Origin of the sequence: Streptomyces sp. BB1-1-1 (assembly GCF_031597775.1) — a bacterium.
In the GTDB taxonomy this organism is placed as follows: domain Bacteria; phylum Actinomycetota; class Actinomycetes; order Streptomycetales; family Streptomycetaceae; genus Streptomyces; species Streptomyces thinghirensis.
In genome coordinates this window covers 8058831-8075981 of sequence record NZ_CP134203.1, presented here as the reverse complement: position 1 = coordinate 8075981, position 17151 = coordinate 8058831, and the positions used below count along the sequence as shown (strand labels likewise).

Sequence of the window (17151 nt, the reverse complement as noted above, 5' to 3'; positions counted from 1 at the left end):
GTGACCGGGTCCGCCCCCGCCCGCCGCGTCGACGCGGCGGGCGGGGGCGGACCCATGGGTCAGGCGCCGGGCAGGACGCCGGTGCGGGCGACCTCGGAGTACCAGCGGGCGCTGGCCTTGGGGATGCGCGTGCCGGTCGGGTAGTCCACGTAGACCGCGCCGAAGCGCCTGCCGTAGCCGTGGGCCCACTCGAAGTTGTCCAGCAGGGACCACAGGAAGTAGCCGCGCACATCCACGCCGTCCACGATGGCCCGGTGCACGGCGGCCAGGTGGTCGCGTACGTAGGCGATGCGGGCGGGGTCGTTGACCTGTCCCGAGGGGTCGGCGTAGTCGTCGAACGCCGCCCCGTTCTCGGTGATGACCAGCGGCAGCCGCGGGAAGTCGGACGCCAGCCGGGTCAGCAGGTCGTACAGGCCGGTGGGGTCGACGGCCCAGCCCATGGCGGTGGTGTCGCCGGGCGGCTGGTGGAAGGCGACCCGCTCGGCCCCCGGCCACGGGGTGTGGGTGCTCCTGCCGTGTCCGTCCGAGGTGTGCGTGCCGCTGCCGTCGGCCTCGGAGACGAGGGTGGGCGTGTAGTAGTTGACGCCGAGGAAGTCCAGCGGCTGGTGGATCCGCCGCAGGTCGCCGTCCTGGACGAAGGACCAGTCGGTCAGCGCCGCGGTGTCCTTGAGCAGGTCCTCCGGGTAGGCGCCCTGCAGCATCGGACCGGTGAAGACCCGGTTGGCGAGCGCGTCGATCCGGCGGACCGCGTCCGCGTCGGCGTCGCTGCCGGTGAGCGGGCGGACGTGGTGGATGTTGAGGGTGACCGAGCACTGGGCGTCGGCGCGGACCCGGTCACGCAGTGCCTGTACGGCCAGGCCGTGCGCCAGGTTGAGGTGGTGGGCGGCGCGCAGGGCGGCGACCGGGTCGGTGCGGCCGGGGGCGTGCACGCCGGAGCCGTAGCCGAGGAAGGCGCTGCACCAGGGCTCGTTGAGGGTGGTCCAGGTCTTCACCCGGTCGCCGAGGGCGTCCGCGGCGAGGGCCGCGTACTCGGCGAACCGCTCGGCCGTGGCACGCTCGGGCCAGCCCCCGGCATCCTCCAACTCCTGCGGCAGGTCCCAGTGGTAGAGGGTGGCGACGGGCTGGATGCCCTTCTCCAGCAGGTCGTCGACGAGGCGCCGGTAGAAGTCCAGGCCCTTCTGCACGGCGGGGCCGCGGCCGGTGGGCTGGACGCGGGTCCAGGCGAGGGAGAAGCGGTAGGCGCCGAGCCCGAGCTCGGCCATCAGGGCGACGTCCTCCCGCCAGCGGTGGTAGTGGTCGGTGGCGATGTCACCGGTGTCGCCGTTGCGGACCCGGCCGGGGGTGCGGGCGTAGGTGTCCCAGATGGACGGCGTACGGCCGTCCTCCGCGGCGGCCCCCTCGATCTGGTACGAGGCGGTCGCGGAGCCCCAGAGGAAGCCCTTGGGGAAGGTACGGGCGGCGTCCGGGGCGGACGCGGTCTGCTGTGCTGCGGTGACCACGTAAGTCCTTTCTGGGAGGGGGTGTTCGCGGGCGCGCGAACGCCTGGCGAGGTGGGGATCGTGGTGCGGCCCGGCGGCTCGGTGCCGGACCGCACGGTGGCGGGTCAGCCCTTGACGGCGCCCGCCATGATGCCGCTGACGATCTGGCGGCCGAAGACGATGAACATCAGCAGCAGCGGCAGGGTGCCGAGCAGCGCGCCCGCCATGATCAGCGACTGGTCCCGGACGTATCCCGCGCTGAGCTGGGTGAGCGCGACGGGGACCGTCGGGTTGGTCATGTCGAGCACCACGAAGGGCCAGAAGAAGTCGTTCCACGCGTGCACGAAAGTGATCATGAACAGGACCGCCATCGCGGGCCGCGCGACGGGCAGCACGATGCTCCAGAAGATCCGCAGCGAGTGCGCCCCGTCCACGCGGCCGGCCTCGACGAGTTCGTCCGGCAGCGCCTCCGACAGGTACTGCCGCATGAAGAAGACCCCGACCGCGCTGACCAGCGTGGGGAAGATGACGGCGGGCAGCTGCTGCGACCAGCCCAGCTCGGACATCATCATGAACAGCGGTACGACACCGAGTTGCGGCGGCACCATCATGGTGCCGATCACCAGCATGAGCAGGGCGTTGCGGCCCTTGAACCGCAGTTTGGCGAAGGCGAACCCGGCCAGCGTCGCGAACATCACCGTGGACAGGGCGATCACCCCGGCCACGATGAGGCTGTTGAGCATGGCCTTGCCCATCGCCGCCTCGTCCCAGGCCCGGGCGAGGTTGCTGAACAGGTTGGGGCCGGGCAGGAACGGCGGCGGGGTCTGGCTCACCCGGGTGTTGTCGGTGGAGGCGGCCACCATCGTCCAGTAGAGCGGGAAGATCGACAGGATTGCCATGATGGCGAGCAGGACGTAGGCGAGCGGGCCCGCGTGGTGCTGGCGGCCGGCGCCCTGGCGCAGCAGCCGGCGGCCGCCGCGGCCGGCCGGCTTGTCGGCGGGGGTCCGGTCCGGGGCGTCCGTCCGGGCCGGGAGGCTTTGGGTGGTCATGGCGACTCCAGGTCAGGACGTACGGGAACGCAGGCGCTTGATCAGGCGCTGGGTCACGAAGACGAGGACGAGCAGCATGAACATCGCCCAGGCGACGGTCGCCGAGCGGCCCATCTGGTAGTTCTTCCAGCCCTCCTCGTACAGCAGCAGGCCGAGTGTCTGGTACTGGTTGTCCGCGCCACCGGTGATGCCGTTGGGGCCCTGGCCGAAGATCAGCGGTTCACCGAACAGCTGGGTGGCGCCGATCGTGGAGAGCACGATGGTGAAGACGATGGTGGAGCGGATCCCGGGGACGGTGACATGGGTGAACTGCTGCCACCGGGATGCGCCGTCGAGGGAGGCCGCCTCGTACCGGTCGGCGGGGATGGCCTGCATGGCGGCCAGGTAGAGCAGGGCGTTGTAGCCGGTCCAGCGCCAGATGACGATGGTGGAGATCGCGGCCTGGGCGGGCCACTTGTCGGCCTCCCAGTTCACCGGGTCGATACCGACCGTTCCGAGCGCCCAGTTGATCATGCCGAAGTCGCGTTCGAAGATCATGGTGAACACGAGGGCGGCCGCCGCCACCGAGGTGGCGTAGGGGACCAGCGAGGCGACGCGGAAGAACAGCGAGGCCCGCATCCGGTAGTTGAGCAGGTGGGCCAGGCCGAGCGCCATCATCAGCTGCGGCACCGTGGAGATGACGCCGATGGTGATGGTGTTCCGCAGCGCGTTCCAGAACCGGGAGTCGCCCCAGAGTTCGACGTAGTTGTCGAACGCCACCCACTCCATGACGTCGAGGGTGGCCAGTTCCACGTCGTGCAGGGAGATCCACGAGGTGTAGACGAGCGGGTAGAAACTGAACGCGGCGAAGACCACGAAGAACGGTGCGACGAACGCGTACGGGGCGCCCTTGATGTCCAGCCGGTGCAGCAGTGCGCCGCGCCGCCGGGCGGTGCGCTCGCCGCCCGTCCTGGGGGACGGACCGGGAGGCTCGTCCCCGGTCAGGGCCTTGGTGGTGGAGGTGGCCACCGGACTTCCTTCCTGAAAGCAGATGTGTGAGCCGGGCCCCGGGCCCGCCGGCGGGTCGCCGGCGGGCCCGGTCGGCCGCGGGGGCGGCGGATCAGCCGACCGCCTTCTCGATGCGCTCCGTGGTGGTCTTCCACGCCTCGTCACGCGAGGTGCCCTGCTCCACCAGGGCCAGGCCCTGGGAGAACGTGTCCTTGATCGTGCCGTCCTTGCGGCCGAGTACCTGCTTGTCCGGGATCTCCTGGGCGGCGGCGCCGAAGATCTGGCCGATCGGGGCGTCGCTGAAGTACTCCGACTTGGCGCTCTTCACATCGGCGCTGTCCAGCGCCTGGAGCGAGGACGGGATGTTGCCGATCTCCTTGAAGATGTGGGCCTGCTGCTCGGGCGCGGTCAGCCAGGCGACGAGCTTCTTGGCCTCCTCCTTCACCGGGCTCTGCTCGACCACACCGAGGAAGGATCCGCCCCAGTTGGCGCCCTTGGGAGCCTTCGCGACGTCCCACTTGCCCTTGTTCGCCGCACCGGCCTTCTCACTGATGTGGCTGAGCATCCACGCCGGGCACACGGCGGTGGCGAACGTGCCGTTGGCCAGACCCGGGTCCCAACCGGGCTGGAACTGGCGGAGCTTGGCCGACAACCCCTCCTCCCCGGCGTCGGCGGCGAGGTTCCACGCCTCCTTGACGGCCGGGTTCGTGTCGTAGATCAGCTCGCCCTTGCCGTCGTAGTACTGCTCGGGGTAGCCGTAGACCATGGCGTTGAACAGGCCGCTGGCCGCGTCCATGTAGGCCACGTCGCCACCCTTGAAGTCCTTCTTGAAGGTGCGGCCGACCTCGACGTACTTGTTCCAGTCGCCCTCCCACAGCTTGGCGACCTCCTCGCGGTCGGTGGGCAGGCCCGCCTTCTCGAAGTAGTCCTTGCGGTAGCAGACGGCCATCGGGCCGATGTCGGTGCCCAGGCCCAGCACCTTGCCGTCCTCGGTGCTGATCTGGGACTCCTTCCAGGGCAGGAAGTGGTCGGTCCCCGACATCTCGGAGAAGTCCGCGAACTTGTCCGCCTGGGTCTCGGTGATCTCCTTGGCCCGGCCGATCTCTATGCCCTGGATGTCCTTCAGGCCCTTGCCCGCGGCGAGCCTGGTCTGCAGCGCGGTGTAGTACGTCTGCTCGTCACCGGCGATCTCGGCCTTGATGTCGACATCCGGGTTCTCCTTCTCGTACTGCTCGAGAAGGCCGGTCTCCTTGATGCCCATCACGCCGTACAGGCCCATCGTGATGGTGGTCTTGCCGTCCTCCTTGCCACCACCGGTGACCGAGTCGTCACTGCTGCTGCAGCCCACGACGAGTGCCAGCGCGCCGGCGGCCGCGACCGCCGCCACCGCCCTTGTGCGCAACGAACCGAGACTGCCCATGGATCTCCTCCTAGCGACGGCGCTGACACATCGGCGTGACGAGTTGTGCGATGACCACAGCGACGACTACAGCGGCTCTGACAGGTTTGGGAACGTACCCAAATGTGGTGGGCACGTTCCCACCGGCGCATCGAAGACTCGTGGGAGCGCGCCCATCTGTCAATGACTTGAACGCAAGTTGCCGGTGAACTCCGATCGCCGCCCTCGTCCTTCAAGCCTCGGGGGGTGCTCTGCCGACGGCCGCGTCTGCAAGAATTGCCGCAGGTCACCTCCGCGGCAGGCACGGCCGCCGCGGCCGCCGAGGGGGGAGTGCATGACCGGCAACCGCCGTCCCACGATCAAAACGGTCGCCGCCCGCGCCGGCGTGGGCCGCACCACGGTCTCGCGTGTCGTCAACGGCTCGGAACTGGTCAGTGCCGACGCACGCGCCAGGGTCCTCGCCGCGATCAAGGAGCTGAACTACGTACCCAACTCGGTCGCCCGCGGCCTGGTGACCAACCGCACCAACGCCGTGGCCCTGGTGATCCCGGAGTCGGAGAGCCGGCTCGGCTCGGAACCGTTCTTCGCCGCACTGATCCGGGGCGTCAGCGGCGCTCTCGCGGAGAGCCGGACCCAGTTGCAGCTGATGCTCGTCCGCGACCAGGCCGAGCGGGACCAGCTGACCGAGTCGGTGGCGACCCGCCGCGTGGACGGCGTCCTGCTGGTCTCCGTGCACTCCGAGGACCGGCTGCCGGGCATGCTGGAGGAGATGGACCTGCCCACCGTGCTGGCCGGCCGCCGCGACGCGGGCGAGCGGCTGAGCTACGTCAACGCCGACAACGTCGGTGGGGCCACCGCGGCGGTCCGGCACCTGCTGGACAGCGGCAGGCGGCGGATCGCCACGATCACCGGCCCCCTGGACATGGACGTCGGCCGCAGCCGGCTCGCGGGCTGGCGCGCCGCGCACGGGGAGGCAGGGGTGCCCGCGAGGGAACTCCTGGTCGAGGCCGGGGACTTCACGGAGGAGGGCGGGAGCAGCGCCATGCGTTTGCTTCTTGAACGCGCCCCGGACCTGGACGCCGTCTTCGCCGCCTCCGACCTCATGGCGGTCGGCGCCCTGGCCGAGCTCCGCCGGCAGAAGCGGCGGGTTCCCGGTGATGTCGCCGTGGTGGGCTTCGAGGATTCCGTCCTCGCCCGCCACACCAACCCACCTCTGACGACGGTCCGTCAGCCGGTGGAGGAACTGGGCCGGACCATGGCCCGGATCCTCACCGACATCACGCAGCACGGCGCGTCCCGGCAGCAAATGACCCTGCCGACCGAGCTGGTGGTGCGCGAGTCGTCCTGACGCACGGCCCGGAGACGAGGTCGAGGAGGGCCGGGCGCGGACCCGCGCTCCATCAGGTCGCGGGCCCCGCGCTCCGCTAGTCGGGGACGGCGCTTCCCGAAGGGGCAGGCCCCACCGGCCCAGCCGGTACTCGCCGCTCGGCTTCCAGCCCTGGACGCGGGCTCGCAGAGCGGCCAGGACGACCATCTGGAACGCGGCGTAGATGCCCAGGATCGCGAAGGACACGATCTTGGTGAGGGCGTCCGTCGAGATCAGCGAGCCGACGGCGATCAGCGCCGGGACGACCGCGGCGACCAGCAGCGCGTACTCGGGCACCGCGCGGGTCGGGGAGAACTTCCGCAACAGCCGGTGGCCGATGATCATCTCGTCGCGGGCGTAGGAGTAGATCAGCCGGCCCGCCGCGGCCTGCAGACTGACGGTGCAGGAGAGGAAGGAGATGAGGACGACGGCCATCACCACCCGTGCGCCGGCCTCGCCGAGGGCGTCGAAGAGGACCCTCACGACCGGGTCGGAGTCCTCGCCGGAGATCACCGCCCGGTAGTCGACGACGGCCAGGAGCAGCGTCAGACAGGTGAAGGTCGCCGCCGCGCCGCCGACGTAGATGGTGCGTCGCATCGCCTTGGGAATCACCTTGCCGGGGTGGGCCACCTCCTCGGCGACGTCCCCGCAGGCCTCGAAGCCGTAGTTCTGGTAGAAGCCGATGATCGCCGCACCGAGGAAGACGGGCAGGTAGGAGCCGTCGCCGGCGGTCCCGTAGTCGTCGAAGAGGACGCCCAGGCCGTGGAAGCGATGCGTGACCAGCAGGATGACCCCGACGACGAGGGCGCCGATCAGTTCCGCGCCGAAGCCGATCAGCGCCACCCACGAAAGGGCCTTCGTGCCGGCGTAGTGATGAGCACCGCGACGACGATCAGCGCGATCGTGCACAGCACGGTGGTGTGCACGGTGGCGCGGAAGCCGAGCATGATGGCGATGTAGGGCCCAGCACCGTAGGCGACGCTGGTGATGGTGACGAGCAGGGCCCACATGTAGACCCACCCGGTCATCGAGGCCCAGCGTTTGCCCCACAGCCGCCGGGCCCACGGGTAGACCCCGCCCGCGATCGGGTACTGCGCGACGATCTCGCCGAAGACCAGGGCGACGAGGAACTGCCCGCACCCGGCCATGACGAAGGCCCAGATCATCGGTGGTCCGCCGTCGGCGAGTGCCGTGCCGAAGAGCGTGTAGGTGCTCACCACCGGGGAGAGGTAGGTGAAGCCGAGGGCGAAGTTCGCCCACGGTCCCATGTCCTTGCGGAACTCCGATTCCTTCTGCCCGTGGCCGGCGTCCGGGGGCCGCCCGGCGTTCCGGGAATCGTGATCGGGCCTACCCTTCCACGGCCGGCGGCCGTGGGGCCGGCCGGGCGGTGATGAGGTCCGCCGCGCGTTCGGCGGCGAGCAGTACGGTGACCATCGGGTTGATGGTCGGCATGGTGGGGAAGACGGACGCGTCCACGATCCGCAGCCCGTCGTGGCCACGCAGCCGCAGCTGGGGGTCGAGCACCGCCATGGGATCGTCCTCGGCGCCCATCCGGCAGGTCCCGGCCGGGTGGTAGACGGTGTGCGCGGCGCGGCGTCCGTACTCGGACAGGTCGGCGTCCGAGCGAACGTCCGGACCCGGCGCCACCTCGCGCAGCAGCCAGTCGCTGAACGGGGCGGTGGACGCCACCTCGCGGGCGATCCGCAGGCCTTCGACGATGGTGCGCTCGTCGTGCCCGTCCGGGTCGGTGAAGTAGCGGAAGTCCAGGGCCGGTTTGACGTCCGGGTCGGCGCTGCGCAGCCACATGCGGCCGACGGACCGGGCGCGTGGCACGTTCGGGGTCATGCAGACGCCGTGTTCGGGGACGGGGTAGCCCAGCCGTTCGGTGTTGGTGGTGAACGGCACCTGGTAGAAGTGGAACATCAGGTCCGGGCGCGGGCCTCCCGCCGGGTCGCGGCGCAGGAAGAGCCCGGCGTCGGAGTCCATGGCCGAGTTGGGCGGCAGCGGTTCACGGGTCTCCCACACCATCACCGACTCGGGATGGTCCAGCAGGTTCTCGCCCACCCCCGGCAGGTCGGCGCGGACCTCGATGCCCAGGTCCCGCAGTCGGTCGGCCGGGCCGATGCCGGAGAGCATGAGCAGCCGGGGCGTGTCGATCGCGCCGGCGCACAGCAGCACCTCGGCGTCCGCCTCCAGTGTCGAGAGGGAGCCGTCGGGGTTGCGGACCTGGACGCGGGTGAAACGGCCCTCGCTGTCGGGCGTCAGCCGGTATGCCCAGGTCTCCAGGCGCAGCGTCAGGTTCGGGCGGTTCAGTACGGGGTGCAGGTAGGCGACGGAGGCGGACGAGCGGGTGTTGGTCTCCGGGTCGTAGGCGACGGAGAAGAAGCCGGCGCCGTCGGTGAAGGGGCGGGCGTTGAAGTCCTCGACGACCGGCACACCGAGCCGGGTGGTCGCCGCCGTGACGAAGTCCTGGGCGATCGCGTTCCGGTCGGCGGCGCCGACGGGCACGATCGTGTTCTGCAGCCGTGTCCGGTACGGCAGGATCGTCTCCGGCTCCCAGCCGGTGCAGCCGCGCTCCGCCCACTCGGCCAGGTCCTGCGGGAACGGAAGGAAGCTGATCAGCGTGTTGTGCGAGGAGCAGCCGCCGAGGACGCGGGCGCGGGAGTGCAGGATGTGCGAGTTGCCGCGGGGCTGTTCCTCGGTGGTGTAGCCGTAGTCGAACTCGGAGCCGAGCAGGTTGATCCAGTTTCGGAGCCGCAGGATCCGTTCGTCGCCGACATCGCTGGGCCCGCCCTCCACCACGCACACGCGGCAGGCCGGGTCCTCGCTCAGCCGGGCGGCCAGTACGCAGCCGGCCGTACCGCCGCCGATGATCACGTAGTCGTAGGTCGTCGTCTCGTCGTCCATGGCGTCGCCTTCTCTCTCGCCCTGCCCGCTCAGCCCTTGAACCAGCCGGAGGGAGCCGGTCTGAGGTTCTGGTAGATGTGCTTGGCCTCCTGGTATTCGCGCAGGCCGGTGGGCCCGAGTTCCCGGCCGAAGCCGGAACGGCCGAAGCCGCCCCACTCGGCCTGCGGCACGTAGGGGTGGAAGTCGTTGATCCAGACCGTGCCGTGCCGCAGCCTGCCGGCGACCCGCTGGGCTCGGCTCGCGTCGTTCGTCCACACGCCGCCGGCCAGGCCGTAGCGGGTGTCGTTGGCCAGTTCGACGGCCTCGTCCTCGGTGCGGAAGCGCTCCACGGTGACGACCGGACCGAAGACCTCCTCCTGGACGATGCGCATGGAGCGGTCGCAGTCGGCGTAGACGGTGGGCAGCAGGAAGAATCCGCGGGACAGCTCGGGGTCGTCGGGGCGGCGGCCGCCGCAGACCAGGCGGGCGCCCTCGTCGCGGGCGATCTCCAGGTACTTCTCGACCTTCGCCCGGTGTTCCGCGGAGCTGAGCGGTCCGCTCTCGGTCGTCGGTTCGAGCCCGCTGCCGAGCCGGATGGACTGGGCGCGGGTGGCCAGCCGCTCCACGAACCGGTCGTGCAGGCCGTCCTCCACGAGCAGCCGCGAGCCGGCCGAGCAGACCTGCCCCGAGTGCAGGAACGAGGCCTCCAGGGCGTGGTCGACGGCCGCGTCGAAGTCGCAGTCGGCGAAGACCACGTTGGGGTTCTTGCCGCCGAGCTCCAGGGCGAGGTTCTTCACGCCCGGCGCGCACGCCTCCATGATCCGGCGCCCGGTGGCCAGGCCGCCCGTGAAGGAGACCAGGTCCACCTCGGGGTGGGAGGACATCGCCGCGCCCACGGTGCCGCCGGGGCCCAGGACCAGGTTCGCGACCCCGGGTGGCGCTCCCGCCTCCGCGATCAGCCGGACCATGTGGATCGTGGACAGCGGTGTCGTCTCGCTGGGCTTGAGCACGAAGGTGTTGCCCGCCGCCAGGGCCGGGGCCACTTTCCAGGAGGCCTGCAGCAGCGGGTAGTTCCACGGCGCGATGAGGGCGCAGACGCCGAGGGGGTGGTAGGTGACCCGGCTGAGTACGTCGGGGCCGACGTCCACCACCCGGCCGCCGTCCTTGTCGGCGATCTCGGCGAAGTAGCGGAACGCGTTCGAGACGTCCTCGACGTCGATGCGTGCCTCGGCGAGCGTCTTGCCGGTGTCGAGGGATTCGACATGGGCGATCTCCTCCTGGTCGCGCAGGAGGAACCGCGACACCCTGAGCAGCACGTCGGCCCGCTCCCGGGTGGGTGCCGACGGCCAGTCGCCCCGGTCGAAGGCCCGCCGGGCGGCTCGTACGGCCAGGTCGACGTCCGCCTCGTCGGCGTCGTCCACCTGCTGGATGACGGACGCGTCGAAGGGGTTGATCACGTCCCACCGCGCGCCGCCCACGGCGCCCGTCCACTCGCCGTCGATGAACAGTTCCGGCATCGCAGGCTCCCTCACTCGTACCTGTCCGGTGCCGACGCAGCCCTCCGGCGCGGCACACCTGGCACCAACATCGTCCGAGTGGCCCGCGCCGGTCATGTGGACGCACCGGCCGAGGGAGGGTTGGGCGGGGATGTGACCTGGTTGGGCTAGCTGGGGCGTGGATGCGGAGGCTGGTTGCCCTCCGGAGGCCGACGGGGGCGATCCGGAGATCGGAGGTCGTGTCGCCGCAGGCGGGCCGGCCGAGCCGAGCCGTCAGGCGGGCGCCCTCGTGGTCGGCGCGGGCCGACGGGTGGGCGGCGTGTCCCGGTGGCCGGGGAGGGCGACGCCGCCGGTGACGATCGCCTCCTGTCAGCCCGCGTCGGGCAGCGCCCCCGGGAGGCCGTCCTCCTCCGCCTGCCGCCGCGCCCGGCGGGCGTTCTCCTCGCGCACCGCCTCCAGCCACCGCCACGGCTTGATCTCGTCCAGGGTGAGGCCCGGGCACGCGAGTCGGTGGGGGACGCGGCGCGTGGCGCCGGGCGGAGGCTCGTTCAGACCGCTGTTCCAGGCCTGCCCGCCGGAGTCGATGTGCCAGCGGTGGCCGCCGGGGACGAGATGCGCGGGGACGGCGGGCAGGGGCTCGAGCAGGACGTGCCGGCCGGTGTAGGTGGGACGGCGTTCGCCGACCAGGCCGCAGTGCGGACAGACCGGCCGGGCAGGCGGTTCGGGCCCGGTGGCGCCGTCGCGGGCGGCCTGCGCCCGGTCGACGCTCTCCCAGGGCCCTGGGGCATCGACGGGCGGTTGCCGGTGGCTGTCGGGGCCGGGTACCGGGAAGAGGGTCGGTTCGTGTGTATCCCCCATGGACGCGAGCGTGCGGGGGAGGCAGGGAGCGGGACAGGGCGCAAGACGGGCGCAACGGCAGCATGCGGACGGATCGCACGGGCGCGGGCCCGGCGGGTCACCGCGAGGCCGACACCTCACCGACAGCAGCGTGCACGTGTGCTCGGACGTTCCATGGTCTTCGGCTGCCGGCGGCCGGCGGCCGGGCGGCCTGGCAGACTGACGGACGTGACAGCTCACGAGACAGTGCGCGCCCCCGTGTTCGCGCAGATCGTCCGGGCGCAGGATGCCACCCCGGCCCTCCGTCGGGATCTGCGGGACTGCTGGACGGCGGTCATCAACGCCGGGGGCGCGGTCATCCCCATGGGCTGTCCACTGCCGCCGGTGCCCTCGCCGGAGGTCGAGCCGGCGCTGGACGAGATCGTCCGGGGGCTCGCTCCGCAGCGCGGCCGGATCCTCCTCGCCACCGTCGACGGCGCACTCGCGGGCTGGGTACTCCTGCGCCGCGAGCCGCACCCTCTTGTCGCCCACTGCGGAACGGTGAACCACCTCCAGACGCACGTCCGTTTCCGCGGCATGGCCGTCGGTGCCGCGCTGATGCGCCGTCTCCCGGAGATCGCCCGCGACGAGATGGGCATGGAACGGCTGCGGCTCACCGCGCGGGCCGGTCTGGGGCTCGAGGACTTCTACCGCAGGGCCGGCTGGACCGAGGTCGGTCGATGGCCGGGGGCGCTGCGCGTGGCGCCCGGTGACGACCGTGACGAGATCCTGATGAGCCTCGCCCTGTGAACCGGCTGGCGTTCAGTCGCCCTTGACCGCCACCAGGACGGCACTGTCGCCGAACTGCCAGACCGGCGCGACGTGGCGGAAACCCGCCCGGCGCAGCAACTCGGTGTGGCGGTCCACCGCGAGATCCTCCCCGGCTCCGCTCCCCCCGTGGGCCGCGTGGCGCTGGGCGCGCTCGGCGAGCAGGTCGGCCAGCTCGGGGTCCCGGGCCGCCGCGGTCCACCACTCCTGCCAGTCCTCGTGGGCGTGGCCGCCCATCCGCTCGGCGCGGCGGCGGCCCACGTGGCCGGTGATGTCCGAGCACGGTGCCTCGCCGGGCGGGAAGTGGTCGCCGTTGACGAGTACTCCGCCGGGGCGCAGCAGCGCGGCGAGACGGCGGTACGTGTCCAGCAGTACCGGCTCGGGGAGGTAGTGCAGGGCCGTCGTGGAGACGGCGGCGTCCAGGGGGCGCTCCAGCCCGAGGGCGTCGGTCCAGCCGTCGGCGCCGATCACGGTGTCGACGTAGCGGGCGGCGTTCGCGTGGTGGGTCCGTCCCAGTTCCAGCAGCAGGGGGTCCATGTCGGCGGCGACGATCTCCGCGTCCGGCAGCCGGTCGACGAGTCTGGCGGCCAGGGAGCCCGGGCCGCAGCCGAGGTCGAGCAGGAGCGGCCGGGGACGGCCGGCCGTGACGTACTCGACGACATCCGTGATCACCGTGAACCGCTCCTCGCGGTCCACGGCGTAGCGCTGCTGCTGTCGCTCCCAGCGCTCCACCCACGTCCTGGCCACCGCCATGCTGATGCCCATCTGGTCGCGCCACCTCTTCCGTTCCTCACCCGTAGTGGTCGCGATCGAATCTACAGGTGGAAACGGTTATCACTTGCCATATCGCTCGTCCTTCACGCCAATGACGCCAGTACGGTGAGCAGACGGTCGATTTCCTCCACCGTGTTGTAGACGTGCGGGCTCACCCGCACCGACCCGTCCTTCTCACCCGCGCCGGCCTGGCAGAGGCTGTCGGCCCGCACCATGAAGCCGTGGCTGTAGAGGATGAACCCGAGGTCGTCGGACGGGATGTCCTGGTGCCGGAAGGTGACGATGCCGTGGCGGCGCTGGGCCGCGGGGAGCGCGGAGTCGGCGGCAAGACTGGTGGGACAGCCGAGGATCTCGTACGGGTCGAGGTGTCTGAGCCGGTCGGTCAGCCGGGTCGTGAGGCCGGCCGTCCAGCCTGCGATCCGGTCGGGACCGGCCAGGTCGAGCCAGTCGAGCGCGGCCCTCAGCGACACGATGCCCACCGTGTTGGGCGTGCCCTGCCAGCCGGCCGGCCGGAAGGCGGGCCCCCGCGCGTTGCGCGCCCAGACCGCTCCCGAACCCGGCAGGGCCATCGCCTTGTGCCCCGAGAAGACCACGAAGTCGACGTCGAGCGCGGGATCGGCCAGGTCGACGGGCAGATGGCCGACGCTCTGGGCCGCGTCCAGGCAGATCGGCACGTCCGGGCCGACCGCCGCGCGGATGCGGTGCACGTTCATGTCACCGCCGTAGACGTGGTGGACGTGCGTGGCGGCCACGAAGCGGGTCCGCGGACCGACGAGGTCGCCGAGGGCACGGTGGTCGTAGTCGCCCGAGACCGCCTGGTACGGCAGGGCGCGCAGGTGCACGCGGATGCCGCGGGCGGCCAGCAGCCGCTGCGCTTCGACCCAGGGGTCCAGGTTGGCCCGGTGGTCGGCGAACGGCACGAGGATCTCGTCGCCGTCGTCGAGGTACGGCACGAGCCAGTCACGCGCGACGGTGCGCAGGCCCTCGGTGGTGCCGCTGGTGAAGTGCACGGTGGAGTGGTCCGGTTCGGGATCGCCGAGGAACTCCTTGACCCGGTCCCGGGTGCCCTCCACCAGCTCCGTGGTGCGGTTGGCCCAGGGGTAGGTGCCGCGGCCCGCGTTGGCGTTCGACGTCGTGAGGTAGGTCTGGACGGCCTCCAGCACGGCGCGCGGCTTCTGGGACGTCGCCGCGCTGTCGAGGTAGGCCGACTCCGGATGTGCGGTGACGATGGGGAACTGCTCCCTCAGTTCCCGCTGCCAGAGCGCCGCGCTCATTCGCGCACCAGCGGGGCGCCCGCGTCTCGCCAGGCGACGATTCCGCCGGCCAGGCTTCGCACGTCGGGGTGGCCCATGCGGGTCAGCAGGGCGGCGTAGCGCAGTGACCTCTCGCCGACGGGACAGGCCAGCAGTACCGGTGTCCGCCTGGCGAAGGGGAGCCCGCCGCGGACGAGTTCCTCGAACAGTTCGTCGACGATGTTGACCGAGCCCTCGATGTGCAGGGCGGCGTAGGCGTGCGGGCTGCGCAGGTCGACGACGAGCGGCCGGGGGTCGCCCTCCGTGAGCCGGCGGCGGGCCTCGTCCACGGTCGCCGACCGGCCGCCTGCCCGCACCTCTTCCTCGGTGAGCGTCGCGAGGGTGGGCCCGCGGCTCGCCCTGCCCAGCAGTTCGGGGCGGCGTGCGCGCACGTAACTCAGGTAGCTCTCCGCCCGGTCGCACACGATGAACACCGCGGTCTCCCGGCGCCCCGACCCCTCCAACGCGGCGTCGACGTCCCCCAGATGCCGCACCGCGCCTTGATAGGCGGCGCCCCCGGTCGGTCCCGTCAGCAGTCCGCAGCGGCGGATGAGGGTGAGCATCCCGTCGATGGCCTCGCCCGAGGTGACGGACTCGATCGTGTCGTACGTCGCCGGATCGAACAGGCCGACCTGATGGACCTCGTCGATGGTGCGGATGCCGGGGATGAAGTCCGACTTGTGGGCGACCAGGCCGAGTACCCGTACCTCCGGGTCGTGCTCGCGCAGCACCCTGGCGACACCGGTCGACGAACCGGCCGTGCCCACGCAGGCGACGAACCAGTCCGGCGCCCGCCCGTCCAGGTCCTTGACTATCTCCGGCCCGGTGCCCTCCGCGTGTGCCTCGACGTTGCGCGGGTTGAAGTACTGGTCGGTGTGCAGGTACGTGCTTCCCGGCTCCGAGAGGGTCCGGTGGAAGTGGGTCAGCGGATCGTCCGTGTCGGTCGGGTCGAGGCACTCGCTGCGCCCCGGCAGCTCCTCGATCTCGGCGCCCAGGAGCAGGAGCAGCTCCTTGATCTCCGGCACGCGCAGCCGGTTGGTGACGCTCTTGAACCGCATTCCGTGCATGCCCGCCAGCAGGGCGAGCGCCTTGGCCGTGTTCCCGCTGGAGAGCTCCACGACCGTCCTCTCCCCGGCGGCCGCGTCCTCCAGGTGAGGGCGCGCCATGTGCCAGGCGGGCCGGTCCTTGACGGAGCCGAACGGGTTGAGCATCTCCACCTTCGCGTAGAGGTCGATGTTGCGCAGCCCGTGCACGGCGGGGTCGATGCGCACGAGCGGTGTGTTGCCGATGGCCTCCGTGATGCTGTCGTACCTCATGCGGGCGTTCCCCCCGGGTGTGTGATCGGCCAGTAGTCCTCGTCCAGGCACCAGCGCCAGAAGTCCCCCTCCCTTTCGACCGCCACCGTCCGCGCGAGGGGCTGCCGCTGCGCGTGGTGGGCGTGGAAGTCCATCGCGTACCCGGCGGTGTTGACGAAGGCCAGCAGATCACCGGCGCGCGGCAGCCTGGGCAGGAACACCAGGCGGCGGGTGATCAGATCGGCCTCCAGGCAGAGGTTGCCGACGAGGTGGACGCCGACCGGCCCCTCGTCGTCCTTCTCCGGTTCGCCGCGCGGCAGCAGTACGGGGTCCACGAGGACTCCGTGCTCCTCCAGGCTCACGTCCCCGGCGTTCATCCCGAGGCGCACCAGGTAGGGCGCCGAGTCCTCCCCCGTGCGGCGCACGTCCAGCACGCGGGCCAGCGACAGCCCGCACTGGTCGACCAGGGAACGGCCGGGTTCGATGTGGAGGTCGTGGAGATGTTCCAGCAGCAGGGTGCCGAGTCCCCGGCCCAGCACCGGCGCGGGGAGCGAGAGGAGTTCGTCGAGGTAGCCGGGGCCGGCGGCGGGGCGGTGGCCGGGGTACAGCGCGACGGACCCGCGCACCGTGCCGCCCTCGTTGCGCAGCCCGTAGCCGTGACCGCGCCAGGTCAGGGGCGGGCGGCCACCGAGGACCGCCTCGCTGAGCGCGGTCGTCCAGCGTTCCCACTCCTCGGCGTCGGCGACGTAGCCGACACCGAATCCGCCGCCGATGTCGACGGCGCGCGGTGCCAGGCCCCGGGCCCGGCACCGGTCCATGAGCAGCACGCACTGCTCCAGGGCCCGGCCCTTCTCCTCCAGGCCCGTGGTGTCCAAGTGATAGGCGAGGCCCGTCAGTTCCACGGCGTCCGCGTGCCGTTCCACGGCCGCCAGAAGCTCCTCCACCTCCCCCGCGGGGGTGCCGAAGCGGCTGCGGCGCGACAGCATCCGGGTGCCCGCTCCCCCGTGGTCGGCGGCCGACTCGAACCCGGACAGGCGCGCCAGGACGTCGACCCGCGGGAGGCCGTACTTCCGTACCAGGTCGGCGAGTTGTTCCAGCTCGCGGATCGAGTCCAGGTTGACCGTCGCGCCCACGCGGGCCGCCAGCCAGAGGAACTCCCTGTCCTTGGGACCGGTGGCCATGACACGGTCCCCGGTGAAGCCGCAGCTCAGGGCGTGCCGGAGTTCGTCCAGCGAGGCGACGTCGACGCCGACGGCGGCCGGTGCCTCGGCGGCCAGTCTCCGCACCAGGGCGCTGGACCGGTTCGCCTTGTGCGCGAAGTAGACGCGCCCGGCCAGATGGTGGCGACGGTAGACGGCCCGGAATCGCTCGGCGTTCGCGGCGACCGACTCGGGGAGCAGCACGTTGAGCGGAGAGCCGAGCGCGTCGACGAGCGAGTGCAGGAATGGTGCGGCCCCCAGCAGTGAGGCGAGCGGTGGATCCACC

At 71.5% G+C, this 17151-nt stretch carries 13 protein-coding genes and 1 pseudogene; 2 read left to right on the top strand and 12 right to left on the bottom strand.

The genetic code is table 11. From position 1 onward, the window contains the following. Nucleotides 1–59 precede the first annotated feature (59 nt). From RI578_RS37090 to RI578_RS37075, 4 genes are all read right to left on the bottom strand, one after another. Nucleotides 60–1499 (bottom strand): GH1 family beta-glucosidase, encoded by a 1440-nt coding sequence (locus tag RI578_RS37090; protein ID WP_310875180.1) that lies wholly within the window; start codon nt 1497–1499, stop codon nt 60–62. A gap of 104 nt (nt 1500–1603) precedes the next feature. Next, entirely contained in the window at nt 1604–2527 is a 924-nt protein-coding gene (locus tag RI578_RS37085; protein ID WP_310875179.1) for a carbohydrate ABC transporter permease, read from the bottom strand. A gap of 12 nt (nt 2528–2539) precedes the next feature. Further along, complete coding sequence (locus RI578_RS37080) at nt 2540–3535, bottom strand: sugar ABC transporter permease (RefSeq protein WP_310875178.1); 996 nt, start codon at nt 3533–3535, stop codon at nt 2540–2542. Nucleotides 3536–3626: 91 nt separating this feature from the next. Then, nucleotides 3627–4934 (bottom strand): ABC transporter substrate-binding protein, encoded by a 1308-nt coding sequence (locus RI578_RS37075; protein WP_310875177.1) that lies wholly within the window; start codon nt 4932–4934, stop codon nt 3627–3629. A 313-nt stretch (nt 4935–5247) separates the two neighbouring features. Here RI578_RS37075 and RI578_RS37070 point away from each other — a divergent pair, with 313 nt between their 5' ends. Continuing rightward, on the top strand, nt 5248–6261 hold the full coding sequence (locus tag RI578_RS37070; RefSeq protein ID WP_310875964.1) for a LacI family DNA-binding transcriptional regulator: 1014 nt from the start codon (nt 5248–5250) through the stop codon (nt 6259–6261). Between the two features lie 195 nt (nt 6262–6456). On the opposite strand, the pseudogene RI578_RS37065 reads toward RI578_RS37070, so the two are convergent. The 4 genes and pseudogenes from RI578_RS37065 to RI578_RS37050 form a co-directional block, all read right to left on the bottom strand. Continuing rightward, a pseudogene (locus tag RI578_RS37065) lies at nt 6457–7547 on the bottom strand (APC family permease); the annotation flags it as partial. A 79-nt stretch (nt 7548–7626) separates the two neighbouring features. Then, a complete protein-coding gene (locus tag RI578_RS37060; RefSeq protein WP_310875176.1) occupies nt 7627–9186 on the bottom strand; it encodes a GMC oxidoreductase in 1560 nt (519 codons plus the stop codon). 29 nt (nt 9187–9215) lie between these two features. Beyond that, entirely contained in the window at nt 9216–10682 is a 1467-nt protein-coding gene (locus tag RI578_RS37055) for an aldehyde dehydrogenase family protein (RefSeq protein ID WP_310875175.1), read from the bottom strand. A 348-nt stretch (nt 10683–11030) separates the two neighbouring features. Further along, a complete protein-coding gene (locus tag RI578_RS37050; protein WP_310875174.1) occupies nt 11031–11519 on the bottom strand; it encodes a DUF6083 domain-containing protein in 489 nt (162 codons plus the stop codon). Between the two features lie 207 nt (nt 11520–11726). Here RI578_RS37050 and RI578_RS37045 point away from each other — a divergent pair, with 207 nt between their 5' ends. Further along, nucleotides 11727–12287, top strand: a complete 561-nt coding sequence (locus RI578_RS37045) for a GNAT family N-acetyltransferase (protein ID WP_310875173.1) — start codon at nt 11727–11729, stop codon at nt 12285–12287. Between the two features lie 12 nt (nt 12288–12299). On the opposite strand, the gene RI578_RS37040 is transcribed toward RI578_RS37045, so the two are convergent. The 4 genes from RI578_RS37040 to RI578_RS37025 form a co-directional block, all read right to left on the bottom strand. Continuing rightward, nucleotides 12300–13070 carry a class I SAM-dependent methyltransferase gene (locus tag RI578_RS37040; protein ID WP_310875172.1) on the bottom strand — a complete coding sequence of 257 codons (771 nt, stop codon included), beginning with the start codon at nt 13068–13070 and terminating at the stop codon, nt 12300–12302. 92 nt (nt 13071–13162) lie between these two features. After that, nucleotides 13163–14353, bottom strand: coding sequence for an aminotransferase class V-fold PLP-dependent enzyme (locus tag RI578_RS37035; protein ID WP_310875171.1), 1191 nt, complete (start codon nt 14351–14353; stop codon nt 13163–13165). Next, complete coding sequence (locus RI578_RS37030) at nt 14350–15687, bottom strand: pyridoxal-phosphate dependent enzyme (protein WP_310875170.1); 1338 nt, start codon at nt 15685–15687, stop codon at nt 14350–14352. Before RI578_RS37030 ends, RI578_RS37035 begins: the two co-directional genes overlap by 4 nt. Next, the gene (locus tag RI578_RS37025; protein ID WP_310875169.1) at nt 15684–17150 is read right to left on the bottom strand and encodes a Y4yA family PLP-dependent enzyme; all 1467 of its coding nucleotides are present in this window, start codon (nt 17148–17150) and stop codon (nt 15684–15686) included. The genes RI578_RS37030 and RI578_RS37025 overlap by 4 nt, the downstream gene beginning before the upstream one ends. Nucleotide 17151 lies beyond the last annotated feature (1 nt).

Coding starts and splice junctions, on each gene's coding strand:
- RI578_RS37050 (WP_310875174.1), bottom strand. CDS start 11,519: ATGGGGGATACACACGAACCGACCCTCTTCCCGGTACCCGGCCCCGAC.
- RI578_RS37075 (WP_310875177.1), bottom strand. CDS start 4,934: ATGGGCAGTCTCGGTTCGTTGCGCACAAGGGCGGTGGCGGCGGTCGCG.
- RI578_RS37035 (WP_310875171.1), bottom strand. CDS start 14,353: ATGAGCGCGGCGCTCTGGCAGCGGGAACTGAGGGAGCAGTTCCCCATC.
- RI578_RS37055 (WP_310875175.1), bottom strand. CDS start 10,682: ATGCCGGAACTGTTCATCGACGGCGAGTGGACGGGCGCCGTGGGCGGC.
- RI578_RS37070 (WP_310875964.1), top strand. CDS start 5,248: ATGACCGGCAACCGCCGTCCCACGATCAAAACGGTCGCCGCCCGCGCC.
- RI578_RS37030 (WP_310875170.1), bottom strand. CDS start 15,687: ATGAGGTACGACAGCATCACGGAGGCCATCGGCAACACACCGCTCGTG.
- RI578_RS37060 (WP_310875176.1), bottom strand. CDS start 9,186: ATGGACGACGAGACGACGACCTACGACTACGTGATCATCGGCGGCGGT.
- RI578_RS37085 (WP_310875179.1), bottom strand. CDS start 2,527: ATGACCACCCAAAGCCTCCCGGCCCGGACGGACGCCCCGGACCGGACC.
- RI578_RS37040 (WP_310875172.1), bottom strand. CDS start 13,070: ATGGGCATCAGCATGGCGGTGGCCAGGACGTGGGTGGAGCGCTGGGAG.